We start from the raw sequence: 17,683 nt of genomic DNA on the forward strand, positions 1-17,683 counted from the left end.
CAGGTCCGCATCACCATAACCATGACACGCCAAGATGGAGAACTTGTCCATCTGAGAAAAAGCAGCCGAGCAGAACCCCACCAGCAGGCCATTTACAATGCTCTCGGTCTTCCTCATCACCCTGGCAAAACGCTGAAAACATCTCCTCTCCCAAATTCAGTCAAGATGTAGTGCCATACTGAGACAAAAAACTTTAATAAACTATTGAAAGAAATCAGATTTTGCACTACATGTGACGAACATGGGTCAAGGAACTGAACAAACTGCAAAGTTCCCCAAACAGGCTCAACGGGAACAGGCTTTTTCCGCAATTGCCAGTGCGTTTCGCGCAAAAATATTCTCTGCGCCAGATCACGCACCTGGTTCTGCGTGGCATTGTGGTGGGAATTTTTCTGTCGGCCTTGTGGTTTGCCCTGGGATGGGAGAATCCGGTTTCGCAATTGAAATCCATGGCCAAGCTTCCGACAACCTTCCCTCCACCTGTCAGCAATACAACAGACCAGGAAAAGGGGCAATCTGTTCCGTCTGCAAACCTTGCCATTTTGTCGTCAAGACCGCCCGCTGCCGAAGCCCAACCGGGGCCGGTATCAGCAACCCGGGACTCCGGGCATGTCACCACCCTGGTCCCAGCCTCTCTCCCGGCTCCCAGGATCCAGCCCGAACCAACCTCGGCAACCGAAAATCCCGTCTCCAACCCCCAACCAACCCCAAGCCTCTCCGCCTCGGGTACACAGCCTGAGTCAACCTCGGCAACCGAAAATCCCGTCACCAACCCCAAACCAGCCCCAATCCTGCCCGCATCGGATACACAGCCCGAACCAACCTCGGCAACCGAAAATCCCGTCTCCAACCCCATTCCAACCTCAGGCCTCTCCGCCTCGGCTACACAGCCTGAGCCAACCTCGGCAACCGAAAATCCCGTCTCCAACCCCATTCCAACCCCAGGCCTGTCCGCCTCGGGTACACAACCAGAATCGCCGGTAACCATTGCGAATCGAAATCTTGGCGGGGCGACACAGACCATAACCAGACACATCAAGATACGCGGCATGCCCGATATTCAACCTGGACATTTTCTGGTCCTGATCGGAACCTATGCCAATCCTGAAACCCTGGAGTCCCGCCGCAAAAAAATTGTTGCCATCGGTATCCCGGTGCGCATCAGAAATGCAGAAATCCCTGGACAGACATTGACCCACCTCCAGGTAGGCCCCTTTTCAACCCGGCAGGACGCCCGGAAGGCAGCCGCGCTGATCCGGAAAAAAACCGGCCTGCCAGCCGAGGATCTCTATACCCGTTACTATCTGACCGAATAGATCCCGAGCTCCACTCCAACTGCAATGGCCGTACCGAACATGCCAACAAGATCGGGCACCACGGCATGATGGATCAAAATACACTTTTCCGTGTGCCGGACCCTGCTGATACAAAATCCCAGAGCATGTTCACTCAGGAAATCCCGTGCTTTCAGTCGTGGCCGGATTCCGGGCGCAGGCGGGAGATGGCGTTGCCCAGGCTCAGGCCGGGGAATTCCCGATTGAGGCAGTAGAATCCGGCCAACAATTCGGGCACCAGGGAGGTGATGTGATAGAGGAGACCAAATACGGCCACCCGGGCCGCCATTTCCGGTGACTCCAGGGCACCGGCGGGCAGGGTGATGCTCAGGGAGAGATAGGCGACAAATTCATAGATGCCCATGCCGCCGGGGGCCGTGGGGATGGCAATGCCGACCGCAGTCAGAAAAATCAGCACAAAAGCGGTATGCAGGGGCGGAGCCGGCTGGAAACCCATGGCATGCAGGAGGGGCATGAAGGCGGTGACCAGGCACCCCCACATGAGGAGGGTTCCCAGCAGGGCACGGCCTGAATAACGCCAGTGGCCCAGGGTCTGGAATCCCTGACTGATCCGCTCCAGCAATTCACCCACCTTGGCAGTCAGCGAACGCGGCAAGAGTGCCCCCAACAGGCGGTGCAAGAGCGAGCGGCTCCACAAAAACACCAGCAGGCCCACCACCAGGACCGCCAACATGCCACCACCCAGGATCAGGGATTTATCCAGCAGGTGGTGATGCAGACCCAGACCCAGAATGGCCACCGTCGAAATGGTCAACACCGAAAGAATGTCAAAGATGCGTTCCACCACGACGGTACCCAGAACGGTCACCCGACTGATGCCAATCTTGCGGCCCACCAGATGCGAGCGGATCAGCTCGCCCACCTTGCCGGGCAGCACCTGATCGACCAGGGTACCCAGGGAGATGCCGGAGAATACGGTCCACAAGGTGACCTCGCCGTGGACCGCCGTCAACAAGGCACGCCAGCGCCAGGCCTTGAAAAACAGGCTCAAACCCACCAGAACCGGCGTCAGCAACACCCATTCGAAGCGGGTCGATTGCAACACGCTCCAGAGCGAACCAATCTCCACATTGCGAAACACCCAGTAGAACAGCAACAGGCTGAGAACCACCGGCAAGGCCTTGCGCAACCAGGACATTCGAGTTTCCCTTTCCTGTTTCCGTTACCGAAAAAGTTTCAAAAAGCCGTTGAACTTGATCTTGAACTCATACCAGGAACGAATTCCCAACACACTGCGCACAATGTAGCTCGGGCGCATATAAAACCGTCGATAGGCCTGGCGTTGGAGGACGATCTGGCGTTGCACCGGGATATGTTCTTCCCAATGATCGACATGAAAGCCCGGTTTGGGATCCAGAACCCAGCGTTGCCAGCGGTCTCCGTCCACCAGACCTTTCTGGCGGGCCTCCTCGAAGAGGGCGGTATTGGGATAAAGGCTGAGAACGGAAACCTGGAAATAATCGGGGTTCAGGCGGTGGGCCAGGGCAAGATTGTGGCGAATATCGGCCTCGGTCCGCTCGAAAGGCAAGCCAATCATGAAATCGGCCACGGTCTTGATGCCCAGCTCGTGGCACCAGCGAAAAACCTGTTGGATCTGGGCAACGTTGGTCCCTTTTTTCAGGGCTTCCAGACCGGCGTCCGTGGAGGTTTCGACCCCGAAGGAGATCATGCGACATCCAGCCCGCCGGGCACGTTCCAGGGATTCCCGGGTGACGGTATTGACCCGCCCCCGAAAATCCCAGTGAAATTTCAGGCCCCGCCGTTCCACTTCGTCGCAAAACTCGATCACCTTGCGGGGTGATACATTGAACAGGTCATCGTAGAGGTGAATCTCTTCGTAGCCCATGCCCAGACACACTTCCACCTCGTCAATGACATTGGCCGTCGAGCGTCGGCGATAACGTTTGTAGGGCACGTCACAAAAGGTGCATTGATAGGGACACCCCCGGCTGCTGATCAGGGTGGCCAACCGGTCACTGACACCGAGAATGCTGTGATAATCGATGTGGCGGATGAAACGGCGATCCGGAAAAGGAAGGGTATCCAGGTCCTCGGTATATCCCGGCATCACGCCCAGACTTCCCAGAAAGCGTTTGTCGTGGAAAACCCGTTCGCGCCAGGGCTGGATGGACTCCCGGGTATAGACCCCCTGGATGGTGGTGATCTCTTTTCCCTCCTCCAGAGCCTTGACCAACTGCGTGAAGGCAACCTCACCCTCTCCCACGACGATGGAGTCAAACTCCGGCAATTGGGCCGCCTCGAAGGGAAAGGCAATGGGGTGATGCCCACCCAGGCAAATATGGGCCTTAGGGACCACAGAACGCACGGTACGCGCTGCCTGGATCACATCGAGCAGGGAGATGGTAAAGCTCGTGATGCCCACCACATCCGGCTGAATGGCCCGCACCACCTCTGGCAAGGTCGCCTGGGTGATGCGTTCCCCGATACAATCCTTGAAAAACAGCTCGTGGCCAGTGGAGTGTTCTTGCAGATAGGTCAGAACATAAAGCGCCCCAAGGGGTGGGAATGCGCCAAAATCATCGGCTTCAAGATACCCTTCCCCGGTTTCGTCGGGATATTCGACCACGGTGTTTTCATCGGGGGGATTGAGAATCAGGATTTTCATGGGGATTGCCGTCCTGCCGGAGTTCAGATGGCGAACATCCTAACCCAAACCCGGTTCCCTGACCAGTTTCCTGTTTCTCATGGCTGTAGCCAAAAAAATTGGCGTTCTCAATGCTGGTATTCTGTTTCAAACAAAACATCCATATTTCTTGCCCCATGTAAAATGCGAACAACCTGAACACCATCATGTGTTTCACGATAAAAAATAACGTAGTCTCCAACTGGAAAATAACGCAATCCAGGCGCGATGTCTGAACGTGATCGACCGAGACGTGGATTATCTGCCAATAGAATACATTTACTTTCGAAAGTCATGACCAGACGATCAGCCGCTTCTGGATTATCTTCGGCAACATATTGCCAGATCGACAACAGGTCATTTTCCGAAGCTTTTGTGCGAGTCAGTTTTGCCAAGATATTCCTTATTCCTGGTTGCGTTCAGCGGCAAACCGTCGCCGTGCTTCCTGCAAAAGGTCTTCCATGCCAACAAACTGACCCGGGCCGCTCTCGATACCCTCCTGCCATTGTCGGCGAATTTCTTCGAACTTCTGCTGACGAACAGACCTTTTATTCATCCACTCCTGCAAGGCTTCAAGAACAACTTCGTCGCTGGAAGCATATTCGCCATCGGCGATGGATTGGCGCACGACAGATGCCATCTCCTGGTTCAGAACAATGCTGATTGTTTCAACAGTTGTCACGATTGCACCTGAGCATGGGCCTCGGCCTCAAGATATCACTCCCCGGTTTCGTCAGGATATCCGATCACGGTGTTTCCATCGGGGGAGGTTGAGAATCAGGATTTTCATGGGGATTGCCGTCCTGCCGGAGTTCAGATGGCGAACATCCTAACCCAAACCCTGTTCCCTGACCATCCCCCGAGATCAACCCGAAAAAAGGATTATTCGTGCGCCTGAGTTAAAATCAGGCTTGCTTTTCCTGCAAAAGATTGGCGACCATTTCTGGATGGCTCTGAATTACCTGCAACAGGATTCGGGCAGGTCCTTCCGGTTTGCGTCTTCCCTGTTCCCAGTTTCTCACCGTTGCCAAAGAAAATTTGAACCGTTCGGCAAATTCCTGTTGGGTCAGGTGCAATTTTTGTCTGATGATCTGCACATTGATATCGACAACCGGAACCTTGGTAATACGAACCCGGCTTTCGTCCCCCTGGATATAGGACAAAACATCATCCAAACCAGAGAGAATCATTTTATCTTGCTCGGTAACAAAATTTTCAGGATTTTCAGATGACATAGACATGGCAGCCCCCTAAACTTAATAATTCTAAAAGCAGCATGGTTACAATACAGCAAGCTGCTTGGCTTTGTTTTTGTCTTCCAGGTTTGTCGCGTGATCTATACCACATAAATTTCTCCATTTTTCATTCAATATAGATAAAAAACTACTTTTGCATAAAATCTTTCAAAAATTCATAAACAGCCTTAGCAATAACTCCCTTCGTAATTATGCCGGCATGTTTTTTAAAAGCACCGTATAATTTTTCGATCTTTTCAAAATATTGTTTAATCCCCTCTTTCGCTTTATCACAAGATTCTACATTATTATCAGGCTTCAAAACAATTGAAAGCAAGAATATTTCGTCAAGAGTTTCTGAAACCATATAGCCAATGAGTAATGGCCGTTGTTTACCCCACTCCATTATCAGTATTCCTTTGTGTTCAGAAGATTGCCCTCGCATTGGTTCACTGCCAAGAAGCAAATACAGAGCTTCCTTTTCGTGGCCGCTCATCAGAATATCAACCTGTTTGGCGAATCCATCTGACTCGACAAACGTCACACTCTTGATTTCCTGGGTATTCATAAAGACTCCTCATTCTGTTGGATTGGAAAACATCATGCTTTTTTCTTGATTTTTCAGGTTACCAGGCAACCTGCCAAATTTTTGTACATTTTCCGGATACCATCAGGATGCAGGATAACGCCATTGGCTTACTAAGTCAATGGCGCACATGACCCAAAACAAAATAATTTCTACGCCCATAAATAAAAGACCCCATTCTCACGGGAGGATGGGGTCAGGTGGGTGGCGGCGGTGGGCGGATCAGACTTCGATGTTGACCGGTTCCACATTGGAAGCTGAGGTGGATGCTTGGCCATTGTGTTCGGAAGAGTCACCCCGTCGTCCATAGGTTGCCGAGTTGAGAAGAAACCGTTCGGTTGCCTGCCGGGTTTCCGCCATTTTTTTGCGGGATTCGGCTTCGAGTTTTTCCAGGTGCGAAGGTTCGGGTTTGGGTGCGCCGATATACTTTTCGCGACTCGATTTTTCCTCTGCCGATTGCTGCCCCTGGAGCTTTTCCCGCAAAGAGACCGTATCACCCGGAAAAGATCCCAGGGTACCTTGCGGAGCGGTCTGTTCTACATGGCGACTCTCCAATTCTTCGCCGTTGTTGGTGTTGATGTCACGGGTGGCGCGTTGCAGGGTGGCCTGTTCCTGCACGGTTCCCGCCGTCCCGAACCCGTTGACCCCTTGCATGAGCGTAAACATGGCACGCCTCCTGTTGATTGCCCCTTTCAACAGATTTATCGGCATCTGTTGGCAACGGGTTGAGAGAAAGGTCGTTTGATCCAGTACGAAGCTCTACAGGTATATCCCTCTACATTCCTGGCAGGCGATCCGATACGAGGTGCCACAAACGCTCCTGGTCCTCATTCTGGATCACGGTAATCCGGCACCAGATTGAATACCAGGTCCCTTCATCCGTATGTTCGGTCACGGCGGCCACCACACCAATACAGGCCAGCCAATGCCAGGGATCCTCGGGAATGGCGAAGCGCAAACGCAACACGTCATCGACCTCGGGTGGTGGTGCCGGAACCATGAAATGAATCACCGGCCCTTCTCCGGGTCCCATCTGGACGACCACCGGCGTCATGACATAGCCCAGCAATGTGATCATATCCTGCCGGATCACCCATTTGACCAGGGTATCCAGATTTTCTCCAAGATTTTGTATTTGTTTACGAAGATTTGACTTTTCCCTGCGCCGCTGCAAGGCCAGACAGGATGTCATCTCCTTGCGGATGCAACGCATCTGCTGTTCCACATCCCGAACCTTGGCCTGACGCCTTGCGGCCAATATTTGTTGCAAAATTTTCAGATAGCTCTGAAATACCTTGCCACAAGCGACCGTGGACTCCGCATCCTGGCCGACCAGGCTGACAACCAACACATCCAGACGGCGTATGACGGTCAGGAAAGGATCTTCCTCATCCGGGACGACGCCCCGGGCACTGACGGCATCCAGCAACAGACGCAAGGCGTTCATGAGTTGTGCCAGGCGCGCATGGGTCACACCCAACGTCTTGACATTGGACATGAAGGCCTCCCGAGCCCGCAGCCGCGAAGGCAACTGCCGGGCATCCGGAAATCTGCCCTCCTGGGCCAGACTCTCCCGAATCCACTCCAGAAGACCGGGAGAAATATTCTCCCAATAAAACGGCAACACCACTTCCACAGAGAGATCTTCCGCCGTGAACGATGCCTCGGACGGCTCCTCTTCTCCCCAGGCTGGTGTTGCCGGCAATTGGATTGAATCCTCATCGGCTTTTCCAGAATCGTGCCACCCGGTACCATGCCATTCGGGATACTCTCTTTCCTGACTGGCAATTGTCTCGTGCAACCGGGATTTTTGTTCCGGAAGAAGCTTGTTGGCCTGCATCATCCGTTGCACGACACCGGCTATTTTGCGGACCACCCGGGTGCCACCCCTTTTATTCCCGGAAAGTGACCCGGCGCGTGAGGCATGCTCTTTCTGTTCCGTATCCAGGATCACCTGGGTGTGGTCCTGGCTGATGGGGCGGGATGAACGGGTCAGATCCCCCCAGGAGATTCGTCTGGAATTTTGCGAACGGAGCCGGGCCTGTTGCGCCCGCGTGATGTAGGCGACCAGATCATCCTGATCCTGGACCGCCATCAGGATGAATTCACAAATCACCTGCCGACGGTCCTGATGCGAATGCCCCTGTTGGTGCCGGTCTGCTCCGGTCACTGCCCGCACCCGCACCACCCGTGCCATGCAGACCAGTTCCGGCAGGTTGGCCCCCATGACCGTGAACTGCAAAGCCAGAATGCTCTCATTCTGCAATTCGGTCCGACGGAGCAAAAACGACAGCCCACCCCCGCTGACATCTCCCTGCACGTCATCCGCAGATTCATAAATCACCCGGACACGTTCCCGCCCGGCATGTCCCGGAAAGGCAATCGGGTCGGGGAGACTCCTCTCCAGATCAATTTCCTGTCGGAATGGCAACACACCGGTTTTGGCAAAAAACAGGCGCGCCGCCTGTTGGGCCTGGGAATCCAGTTCCCGCCAACGCACGGAGAGCAGAGAGGAGAGGCGAAAAAAATTTCTTTGTTGGGTGACCATGGCACGGGAAATCATGACGGAGGCTCCAGAACAGTCAAACTGCGAATCCATCCGGTTCATACATTTTCCAGGCCAACGCCGAACATGGCACCCTTTTCCGGAAGAACAAAAAAAAATCTTTCGCCGGCCATTTTTTTTGATTTGTTCAGCTTGAATTCATGTTTCTCCCCTAGAGTGCCCCCAACAGCAACGCTTCTCAGGGAGAACATCCATGAATGCACACCATGCAAATGAGACCATCGGTACCTGGCAGGAGAGATTTTTTGGCCATGAAAATAACATGCGCACGGAACACGCCGCAAAACAGGATCAGGAGGCGGGCATCGTTGTGTGGGATCCTCTGGTCAGAATTTTTCACTGGGGTCTGGTGTTGATGGTGACTCTGGCCTTTTTGACGGAGGATGATTTCATGTTCCTCCATGTGTTGGCGGGATATCTGATTCTGGGCCTGGTGATATTCCGTCTCATCTGGGGTGTGATGGGTACATACCATGCCCGTTTTCAAACGTTTGTGCATGGTCCACGCCGTATTCTCGGATATCTGTCCACCATTTTGCGCGGTCAGCCGGAACACCATGTGGGACACAATCCGGCTGGTGGCGGCATGGTGGTTGCCATTCTTCTGGTCCTGCTTGTGACGGCTTTATTGGGCATGGCAACCTTTGCTGCCAAGGAGTTTCAGGGTCCTGTGTGGCTGCTGGCCGCCGGACTGGGCACGATGACCGTCAAAACCCTGGAAACTCTGCATGAACTCTTTGCCAATCTGCTGCTGATTCTGGTGGCCTTGCATGTAACCGGCGTGGTGGTGGCCATGGTGCAGCATCGGGAAAACCTGCTCAAAAGCATGTTCACCGGTCGCAAAAGGGCCGTGCCAGTACCAGCCATGATATTGATTCTTGGCCTGATGATCGGTTTCCCGACCCGGACGGTTCATGCCGCAACCCTGGATGACATCCTGGCAACCTATCGCACCCAAGGTGGTCAGGCTTTCTCGGCCCAAAAGGGCGAAGAACTCTTGAACCGGCCTGTCAAGGATCCGGAAGGGGGAGCGGATCGCACCTGCGCCACCTGCCATACCCGCAATCCAAAACAGCGCGGTCAACATCCGAAAACCGGCAAACCCATCGAGCCGCTGGCCCCTGCCGCCAATCCCGAACGACTGACCGATGCCGCCAAGGTGGAAAAATGGTTTGGCCGCAACTGCGAATGGACTCTGGGACGGGCCTGCACCCCCCAGGAAAAGGGTGACTTTCTGACCTACCTCAAGAGTTTATAAACCGAACCGAATGTTTGTTCGATCCGAAAACCATACTTCTGAACCAGTCGAAATAGTTGAAATACAGGAATAAGGAGCATGACCATGGAAAAAATGCGGCTTGCCATCGGTACCATCGTGTTGGCCGGATGTGTAGGGGGATCCCTGTTTTTTGGGTTGGAAACGGCCCTGGGCATGGAAAATCTCGACACATTCAATACGAATACCCTCCTCCAGTTGGCCAGTGCCAGGGAGGGTGGCAAGGATGAGGGCAAAGATGAGGGCAAGGATCAGGATGACAATGGGAAAGATTTCGGCTCCAGGGATGACCGGGGCCGGTCGGGTGCCAAAGGTGACCGCCAACAAGGCTCGAACCAGAACAGACCGAACAACAGGTCCGGTTCACAGCGCGGACTTGAACCGGTCACCCATGCGCAATATACAAAGGAGTGTGGATCGTGCCATTTTGCCTACCAGCCTGGATTGCTGCCGGCCCGCTCCTGGGAAAAAATGCTGGCCGGACTGGACAACCATTTTGGCGACAATGCCAGCCTGGAGGCTGCGATCCGGACTGATCTGGCCGGCTATCTGACAGCCAAGGCCGCCGACCGGTCCAACTACAGTCGGTCCATCAAGATCATGCGCTCGATCCGACCGGAAGAGACCCCCCTGCGGATCACGGAGACCCGATATTTTACCAATCAGCATCAGGAAATTCCCCGGCGTCTCTGGGCTGACAATCCGGAAGTCAAATCCCTGATCCGGTGCGAAACCTGCCACCCCGACGCGACCAAAGGTTCCTACAATGAACATGCCGTCCGCATTCCGGGCCATGGCCGTTGGCAAGATTAAGTAAATGAACACGCCGTCAGCATTCCGGACCATGGCCATTGGCAAGCTTAAGTACCGGTCATCGCTCCCCAGGGGCATGGGGTGGGTCGCTCTGACGCTCTGCTGCATGGTGTTTGCCGGCATTGTTGCCGCCGACGAGGATCATGAAACGGCCAGACGCCTCGTCCAGGCAGGGACCATCCTGCCCCTGGAAAAAATTCTTGCGCTGCACCAGAACATTCAACAAGGTCGCATCCTGGAGGTGGAATTGGAGCGGCACCACGGGAGATTCATCTACGAGGTGGAATGGGTCAATCGACAGGGAATTGTTTGGGAAACGGAGTTGGACGCCACCAACGGTGCCCTGCTCAAACAGAAAAGGGAGAATTGAAGCGTGCGTCTCCTGCTCGTGGAAGACGATGCCGAGTTGGCAGCCAGCATCCGGGCGGATTTGCAGCGGGCCGGATTTGCCGTGGATCTGGCTGGCGATGGTGTGGAAGCGGAATTTCTGGGTGACTCCGAACCCTATGACCTGGTGGTCCTGGATCTGGGACTGCCAGGTCGGCATGGTCTGGAAGTCTTGAAAAACTGGCGCAAGAACGGCAACTCCATGCCGGTGTTGATCCTGACTGCCTGGGACGCCTGGCACGAACGGGTGGACGGCTTCAAGGCCGGCGCGGATGATTATCTGGGCAAACCGTTTCATATCCAGGAACTCGTGGCACGCATCAACGCCCTGTTGCGTCGCAGTCACGCCACTCTCCAGGGAACCTTGTCCGCCGGCAACATGACCCTTGACGAAGAGACCCAGACAGTCCACCTTCCCTCGGGCGAAACCCGCTCCCTGACCGGAACCGAATTCCGCCTGTTGCGATATTTCATGCTGCACGCCGACAAGCTCCTGTCCAAAACCCGGCTGACGGAACACATCTATGAATATGATGCCGACAAGGACAGCAACGTGCTGGAAGTCTATATCAAACGGCTGCGGCGTCTCATTGGTCCGGAACGCATTGAAACCCGCCGGGGCCAGGGATATCTCTTTCGAAAAAACCCCTGAGCCGGATACATTTTTCCCTGAACTCCGAACCTTCATTTCAGTTTTTCTGCGGCTGCTTTCCAAGAAGGGTATCTATTCAGATCCCTTGCAAAAAAAGGATTTGTCATGAAAGACTTTGTTGGGGCTCCGCCCCAAACCCCGCCAGGAGGAAGGGCACAGCCCTTCCTCCTGGACCTCCATCCCAGTTTTTCAAACGTTTTTTAATGGGGGGGACTGAACAGTTTCCAAGAAGGAATCCATGAATCTGAAAATCCATGCCACGCTCATCTATTTTTTTCGGCCTTTTTTCAGGGAACTTTTGACCCTTTTGGCCATTGTCGTCACCTTCACGTTCCTGGAAATCATCTCCCTGGCCGTGGCCTTTCCCTTGTTGTCGATGCTCTTGGGGGCGGATTCCATGGGTACCGGAGGCCGGTTTTTGAAACTGGTCGCCGATTGGGTCACCCATTTCCACCCGCATGATCCCCTCGGATTCACCATCCTTTTTTTCTTTTTTGTCATGAGCCTGGCCGGACTGTTTCATTATCTCCGGGAGTATTATTCGTACACCCTGGCACAAAAAATCCGGACACATTACAGCAAAATTGTTTTTGAAAAATTCATCCGATCCGACTTTGAGTTCATGGTCGAACAAAAACAGGGAAAAATGTTGCACAATATCATGACCGCTCCGTCCATGATGTCCACCCTCTTTTTCCGTGCCCCGGTCCTGGCTGGTAATATATTGAAGCTGGCGGCTATTTTCATTGTTCTCATGACCATCTCCATCCCAGTCACCATCAGCATGGCCATCATCGGTGCGCTGTTTCAATGGGGCATCCAGGTCATTTCCCAGAAAGTCACGCTCCGCCACGCCCGGGAGATCGTCAAGGCCGAGGAAGATGCCAACATTGTGGTCAACGAAGCCCTGACCGGATTTCAGCAGGTCAAAATATTCCAGGCGGAAGCACACTGGGGAAACCGTCTGGCAAACCAGATGGAAATTTTTGAAAGATCAAACAACACAAGCCTGTTTTATCAGGAGATGGGTGCCTTTGCCGCCAAGTTTGGTGTCCTGGCCATGGGGTGCGGGGTGTTTCTGGTCATGCATGGGTGGTTTCCCCATAAAATGACGGATCTGCTGCCTGTTTTCGGTATTTTTTTTCTGGCCACGGTACGGGTTCTTCCGGCCCTGCAGATCATTGCCGTTGACTGGTTGACGATTCATGGGCGGTTGCCGTTTGCCGAGAGCGTCTACCAGGTTCTCAACGAACCATCCCGTCACACAAGCCAGGGAAATGCCCCGGTACCCACACCGGGACAAATTCGCCTGCACAACGTTTCCTACCGGTATCGTTCCCGCAAAAAACCGGCAGTCACCGACGTGAACATGGTCGTCGAACCTTTGCGCATGACAGCCCTGGTGGGTGAATCGGGGTGTGGCAAGAGTACGCTGGCCAATCTGATACTCGGTTTGCTGCATCCCACTGCCGGGGAAATTCTCGTGGATGATGTGCCCCTTGCCCGGATCGAGCCAGGTGCCTGGTTGCAGCATGTCGGTCTGGTCAGTCAGGACACTTTCCTGTTTCACGGCACGATCCGCGACAACATTCAATTCGGTTATTCCTGTTCCGATGCCCAGTTGGAGAGTGCCGCCCGGCAGGCCCATGCCCACGATTTCATCATGGGATTTCCCCAGGGATATGCCACCGTGGTGGGAGATCGGGGTGTCAAATTGTCGGGAGGCCAGAGACAGCGTCTGGCCATTGCGCGTGCCATCGTGCGGCAACCCCGCCTGCTCATCATGGATGAAGCCACCAGCGCCCTGGATGGTGTCTCCGAAACCGCTGTCTGGGAGGCCATTCGCAATCTGACCCGCCACTATACCGTGGTGGTGATTGCCCATCGTCTGGCCACCATCCGGGAGGCGGACGCCATCATTGTCCTGAAAGAGGGGCGGATTGTGGAAGCGGGCCAACACGACCAGCTCCTTGCCAGCCGGGGCGAATATGCCCGTCTGTACCAGAATCCGCAGTGATCCTACCCTCGGATCACCGTAAAAATCGGGGTCATCAATGACCGGATCAGCCAACGACCAGTTTCTCAGCCCAATCCCGCACCGCAAATACCAGTCTGGTCAATTCATCCCGACTGGGCAGAGTGGTGATTTTGTCTGAGCGATCGCAGTGCCTCGTCAACGCTGGGAGGATTCATACATCACGCGACCTTCCTTGAAGGCCCAATAGACAATGGTTCCCGGTACCTGGCTGCGCCGCCGGGCATCTTCCTCGGTACAGACGATAATATCCACACCAACGCCCACATCACCAACCGCATCCCGAAAAAGCACACGACTGTGCAGTGTATTCTCCATGGATGGTCCGATGACCATGAAATCCAGGTCGGAATCTTCCGTGGCCTTGCCAGTCGCATAAGAACCGAACAGGATCACCTTGACCGGTTTGGCAACCTCAACCAGCCGCTGTACAGCCTCGGCCAGGCTTTGTTCGCTGACCATGTTTCCACCCTTTGATACATGAAACAGAAAATATCCGTTTGTCAGCACTCGGTCAGGGTCGCGATCCCTGTCCCTGGCTGCCCGGGTTGACACAACCACTCCCCGGCACAGGCGTATTCATGCCACCGGGTTGATATTCGGGATAGAGATACCCTGGACCTCTCTGTTCCAGGTAGCGAAGTGTCAGGACATTCTGGATGGTGGCGCAGGCAATCCCTTTGACAACATTGCCTTCACGACCCGAATCGGCCTGTTCCGCAGCCGGTGTTGTGGAAAAATTCAATTGCGCTGGCCTGGGAAGCGATTGACTGAGAGTATCTTGGGAAACACTCTCTTCAGGCATTAGGCGAAAGACCGGCATCGGAACGGAACCAGGTGTTGCGGGCAGCACCTCGCCGGTCCGGATCTGGTCGGAGGAGTCCGCCCAGGCTGCCGTGGCCAATAACATGCAACCGGTCAACCCATACAATCGGGTCCTGTTCATGACATTTTGTTCCCGCTCATCGAAAGAAAGCCTCCCCACTCCGGTCGAAAGGAACTCTCTCCCTTCCAGACCCCATGGCAGGCCATTTTCGCACCATTTCCGCAAAACTCCAACCACGAAACATTGTGTGGCCAAGGATTTTGGCTTACGTTATGCGTCGCACTGGAGAAGGCGGCGATACCCCGGGATCGACGCCCGTCGCCTGAGGAGAATGGATTGTGAGCAAGGTCGCATTGATCACCGGCATTACCGGACAGGACGGAGCCTACCTGGCAAAACTCCTCCTGGAAAAAAATTATAGCGTTTTTGGTGCCTGTCGGCGCAGCTCGTCGCTCAACCTGTGGCGACTGGAAGAGCTGGGCATCAAGGACCAGGTCCACTATGTTCCGCTGGAATTGACGGAATTTACGAATATTCTGCGCGTGATCGAAAAAGTCAAACCGGACGAAATCTACAATCTCGCCGCCCAGAGCTTTGTCCACGTCTCGTTCGAACAGCCGCTCTACACCTCCATGGTCAGCGGCATGGCCGTGCTGCACTTTCTGGAAATCATCCGCGAAGTCAATCCGAAAATCCGCTTCTATCAAGCCTCGACCTCGGAATTGTACGGCAAGGTGGTGGAAATTCCACAATCCGAAACAACACCCTTCTACCCGCGCAGTCCCTATGCCGTGGCCAAGCTGTTTGCCCACTGGATGGTGGTCAATTATCGGGAGTCCTACAATCTGCACGCCTCGGCGGGAATCCTGTTCAATCATGAATCACCGCTGCGCGGCATGGAGTTTGTCACCCGTAAAATCACCGCCGGCTTGGCCCGCATCCGCCATGGCCAGCAGGATCACCTGGAACTGGGCAACCTTGATGCCCTGCGTGACTGGGGATTCGCGGGGGATTATGTGGAAGGGATGTGGCGCATGCTGCAACAGCCCCAACCCCAGGATTATGTCCTCGCCATGGGTAAAAACAATTCGGTGCGGGAATTTGTGGAGATTGCCAGTCGGGCCGCAGGATTCGATCTGGTCTGGGAAGGCTCCGAAGTCAATACCCTGGGCCGGGACAGAAAAAGTGGCCGCGTACTCGTGCGCGTCAACCCGGAATTTTATCGCCCGGCGGAAGTCGATCAGCTCTGCGGCAATCCAGAACGGGCCAGGACCCAAATGGGTTGGCACCCCCAGGTAAACCTGACCCAACTGGTGGAAATGATGGTCCGGGCTGACATCGACCGGGCTGCCCAGAGTCGCATCATGTTTTGAAAATCGTGTGACGCCGCGACTCTCTTTTTCCAGTCTTACCGGCAATCCCGGCCCAATTTTGTCATCAACACGCTCCGGGAAGGGGTTTTCCCTGTGGTTGCTGATCAACACTTGACATGGACTTTGGCTTGATCCCTACCGGATCCAAGCCGCTGACAGACACATGCAATGGACTTTGGATCAGACCCGTCTGGATCTGCTCCGGCGCTTCTGGAAACTGGTTTGGCCCTTCCGCTGGTATTTGATACCGGCCTTTTTTGCCATGGTCCTTCTGGCGGCCACCGATGGGGCCATCGCCTTTTCCGTGCAGCCCATCCTGGACCACGTATTCATCAATCAGGATGCGACCACCCTCTACACCCTGCCGTTTTTGCTGCTGGGAATCTTTGCCATCCGGGGTTTTGCCTATTTCATTCAACGCTACTGCATGGAACTCGTGGGAAATCGTGTCGTCCGGCAGCTCCAGGTGGATCTGTACCGGCACCTGCTCACCATGGACATGAGCTACCTGTTGTCACAAAGCACCGGGAGCCTTATTTCACGGGTGATCAATGACACCAACCTGCTGAAAGGAGCGGCATCGTCCACCATTGCCAATCTGCTGGGCGAGGGGTTGTCGGTCTTTTTTCTGGTGGGTGTCCTGTTTTACCGCGATGCCAAACTTGCCATGATGGCCATGATCGGCATGCCCCTGGCCGGCTATCTGATCGTGCAGTTTGGCCGGCGCATGCGCCGCCTGAGCCATTCGCGCCTGGAACTGATGGAAGGGGTGGTGGCCCATCTGGAAGAGACCATCTCCGGTCTGCGTATCGTCAAGGCGTTTTGCATGGAGCCTTTTGAACGGGCCGCCTTTCGCAAGGAAACCAAGGCGGTGTTGAAAAATCAAATGCGCTCTGCCGTGATCCAGTCCGTCTCCAATCCCTCCATGGATCTGGTGGCCGGCTTTGCCATCGGGGGCGTCGTCTTTTACGGCGGACAGTCCGTCATCGACCATACCACGACAACGGGCAACTTTTTTTCGTTCATCACTGCCCTGCTGATGGCCTATACCCCCATCAAGCGACTGTCGAACATCAACAACTCCTTGCAGGAGAGTTTTGCGGCTGTCCAGCGCATTTTTGCCTTTCTGGATATCAAACCCCGCATCGTCAATGCGCCCCAGTCGGTGCCCCTCCCGCCGATCCGGCATGCACTCCATTTTGACAATGTGACGTTTGCCTATGCTCCGGAGCTGGATCCGGTTCTGAAAGAGATCAATCTGGAAATCCGGGCCGGCGAAAGGGTGGCCCTGGTGGGAGCCAGTGGCAGTGGCAAAAGTACCCTGGTCAATCTTGTTCCCCGTTTTTTTGATGTCACCTCGGGGAGCATCCGCATTGATGGGCACGATATTCGAGGGGTTACCCTGAACTCTCTGCGGGCACAGATTTCCATGGTGACCCAGGAGATCATTCTGTTCAACGACACCATCCACCGCAACATTGCCTATGGCGACAAAAACCGCGCCGATGCCGAGGTTCATGCGGCGGCGGCGGCGGCCAATGCCCTCGAATTCATTCAAGGATTTCCCGAGGGATTCAACTCCCGCATCGGGGATCGCGGCATCATGCTGTCGGGCGGGCAGCGGCAACGGGTCTCCATTGCCCGTTCCCTGCTCAAGAATGCCCCGATCCTGATCCTGGACGAAGCCACGAGTGCCCTGGACACGGAAAGCGAACGTGCCGTCCAGGAGGCCTTGGACCTTCTCATGCAGGGTCGCACCACCCTGGTGATTGCGCACCGTCTCTCCACCATCCGCAATTGTGACCGGATCGTGGTGCTGGAGGCGGGACGCATCATCGAAATGGGCACACACGAGGAACTGCTGACCAGAAACGGCGAATATGCCCGTTTCCACCGGTTGCAGTTTGAATATGACACCCCTTGACAAATGAGATG

The 17,683-nt window shown here is 54.7% G+C and carries 18 protein-coding genes; 8 read left to right on the plus strand and 10 right to left on the minus strand.

Annotated elements, in window-relative coordinates; translation table 11 throughout:
• Nucleotides 1–311 precede the first annotated feature (311 nt).
• Nucleotides 312–1,316, plus strand: a complete 1,005-nt coding sequence (locus HQL65_03795; protein MBF0135337.1) for an SPOR domain-containing protein — start codon at nucleotides 312–314, stop codon at nucleotides 1,314–1,316.
• A 151-nt stretch (nucleotides 1,317–1,467) separates the two neighbouring features.
• Here the strand turns inward: HQL65_03795 and HQL65_03800 are convergent, their stop codons facing one another.
• The 8 genes from HQL65_03800 to HQL65_03835 all read right to left on the minus strand — a co-directional run bounded on the left by HQL65_03800 (nucleotide 1,468) and on the right by HQL65_03835 (nucleotide 8,428).
• The gene (locus HQL65_03800; GenBank protein ID MBF0135338.1) at nucleotides 1,468–2,493 is read right to left on the minus strand and encodes a flippase-like domain-containing protein; all 1,026 of its coding nucleotides are present in this window, start codon (nucleotides 2,491–2,493) and stop codon (nucleotides 1,468–1,470) included.
• A 24-nt stretch (nucleotides 2,494–2,517) separates the two neighbouring features.
• Entirely contained in the window at nucleotides 2,518–3,981 is a 1,464-nt protein-coding gene (locus HQL65_03805) for a radical SAM protein (protein ID MBF0135339.1), read from the minus strand.
• Between the two features lie 107 nt (nucleotides 3,982–4,088).
• The gene (locus HQL65_03810) at nucleotides 4,089–4,394 is read right to left on the minus strand and encodes a type II toxin-antitoxin system RelE/ParE family toxin (protein ID MBF0135340.1); all 306 of its coding nucleotides are present in this window, start codon (nucleotides 4,392–4,394) and stop codon (nucleotides 4,089–4,091) included.
• Nucleotides 4,395–4,402: 8 nt separating this feature from the next.
• Nucleotides 4,403–4,681 carry a type II toxin-antitoxin system ParD family antitoxin gene (locus HQL65_03815; protein MBF0135341.1) on the minus strand — a complete coding sequence of 93 codons (279 nt, stop codon included), beginning with the start codon at nucleotides 4,679–4,681 and terminating at the stop codon, nucleotides 4,403–4,405.
• 223 nt (nucleotides 4,682–4,904) lie between these two features.
• Nucleotides 4,905–5,240, minus strand: a complete 336-nt coding sequence (locus tag HQL65_03820; protein ID MBF0135342.1) for a type II toxin-antitoxin system MqsA family antitoxin — start codon at nucleotides 5,238–5,240, stop codon at nucleotides 4,905–4,907.
• A gap of 142 nt (nucleotides 5,241–5,382) precedes the next feature.
• Nucleotides 5,383–5,802, minus strand: a complete 420-nt coding sequence (locus HQL65_03825) for a hypothetical protein (GenBank protein MBF0135343.1) — start codon at nucleotides 5,800–5,802, stop codon at nucleotides 5,383–5,385.
• A gap of 240 nt (nucleotides 5,803–6,042) precedes the next feature.
• Nucleotides 6,043–6,486 carry a hypothetical protein gene (locus tag HQL65_03830; protein ID MBF0135344.1) on the minus strand — a complete coding sequence of 148 codons (444 nt, stop codon included), beginning with the start codon at nucleotides 6,484–6,486 and terminating at the stop codon, nucleotides 6,043–6,045.
• 109 nt (nucleotides 6,487–6,595) lie between these two features.
• On the minus strand, nucleotides 6,596–8,428 hold the full coding sequence (locus tag HQL65_03835) for a PilZ domain-containing protein (protein MBF0135345.1): 1,833 nt from the start codon (nucleotides 8,426–8,428) through the stop codon (nucleotides 6,596–6,598).
• Between the two features lie 151 nt (nucleotides 8,429–8,579).
• Here HQL65_03835 and HQL65_03840 point away from each other — a divergent pair, with 151 nt between their 5' ends.
• The 5 genes from HQL65_03840 (at nucleotide 8,580) to HQL65_03860 (ending at nucleotide 13,531) form a co-directional block, all read left to right on the plus strand.
• Complete coding sequence (locus HQL65_03840) at nucleotides 8,580–9,644, plus strand: DUF1924 domain-containing protein (GenBank protein MBF0135346.1); 1,065 nt, start codon at nucleotides 8,580–8,582, stop codon at nucleotides 9,642–9,644.
• Between the two features lie 78 nt (nucleotides 9,645–9,722).
• A complete protein-coding gene (locus tag HQL65_03845) occupies nucleotides 9,723–10,475 on the plus strand; it encodes a diheme cytochrome c (GenBank protein MBF0135347.1) in 753 nt (250 codons plus the stop codon).
• Between the two features lie 106 nt (nucleotides 10,476–10,581).
• Complete coding sequence (locus tag HQL65_03850) at nucleotides 10,582–10,845, plus strand: PepSY domain-containing protein (protein MBF0135348.1); 264 nt, start codon at nucleotides 10,582–10,584, stop codon at nucleotides 10,843–10,845.
• A gap of 3 nt (nucleotides 10,846–10,848) precedes the next feature.
• Complete coding sequence (locus HQL65_03855; GenBank protein ID MBF0135349.1) at nucleotides 10,849–11,514, plus strand: response regulator transcription factor; 666 nt, start codon at nucleotides 10,849–10,851, stop codon at nucleotides 11,512–11,514.
• 238 nt (nucleotides 11,515–11,752) lie between these two features.
• Nucleotides 11,753–13,531 (plus strand): ABC transporter ATP-binding protein, encoded by a 1,779-nt coding sequence (locus HQL65_03860; protein MBF0135350.1) that lies wholly within the window; start codon nucleotides 11,753–11,755, stop codon nucleotides 13,529–13,531.
• Between the two features lie 156 nt (nucleotides 13,532–13,687).
• Here the strand turns inward: HQL65_03860 and HQL65_03865 are convergent, their stop codons facing one another.
• Together HQL65_03865 and HQL65_03870 are read right to left on the minus strand one after the other, a co-directional pair.
• On the minus strand, nucleotides 13,688–14,011 hold the full coding sequence (locus HQL65_03865) for a nucleotidyltransferase domain-containing protein (protein MBF0135351.1): 324 nt from the start codon (nucleotides 14,009–14,011) through the stop codon (nucleotides 13,688–13,690).
• Between the two features lie 52 nt (nucleotides 14,012–14,063).
• The gene (locus HQL65_03870) at nucleotides 14,064–14,495 is read right to left on the minus strand and encodes a hypothetical protein (GenBank protein ID MBF0135352.1); all 432 of its coding nucleotides are present in this window, start codon (nucleotides 14,493–14,495) and stop codon (nucleotides 14,064–14,066) included.
• 218 nt (nucleotides 14,496–14,713) lie between these two features.
• Here HQL65_03870 and gmd point away from each other — a divergent pair, with 218 nt between their 5' ends.
• Nucleotides 14,714–15,748 carry a GDP-mannose 4,6-dehydratase gene (gene gmd / locus HQL65_03875; protein ID MBF0135353.1) on the plus strand — a complete coding sequence of 345 codons (1,035 nt, stop codon included), beginning with the start codon at nucleotides 14,714–14,716 and terminating at the stop codon, nucleotides 15,746–15,748.
• Nucleotides 15,749–15,911: 163 nt separating this feature from the next.
• Entirely contained in the window at nucleotides 15,912–17,672 is a 1,761-nt protein-coding gene (gene msbA / locus HQL65_03880; protein MBF0135354.1) for a lipid A export permease/ATP-binding protein MsbA, read from the plus strand.
• Nucleotides 17,673–17,683: the final 11 nt, after the last annotated feature.

Source organism: Magnetococcales bacterium (assembly GCA_015228935.1).
In the GTDB taxonomy this organism is placed as follows: domain Bacteria; phylum Pseudomonadota; class Magnetococcia; order Magnetococcales; family DC0425bin3; genus HA3dbin3.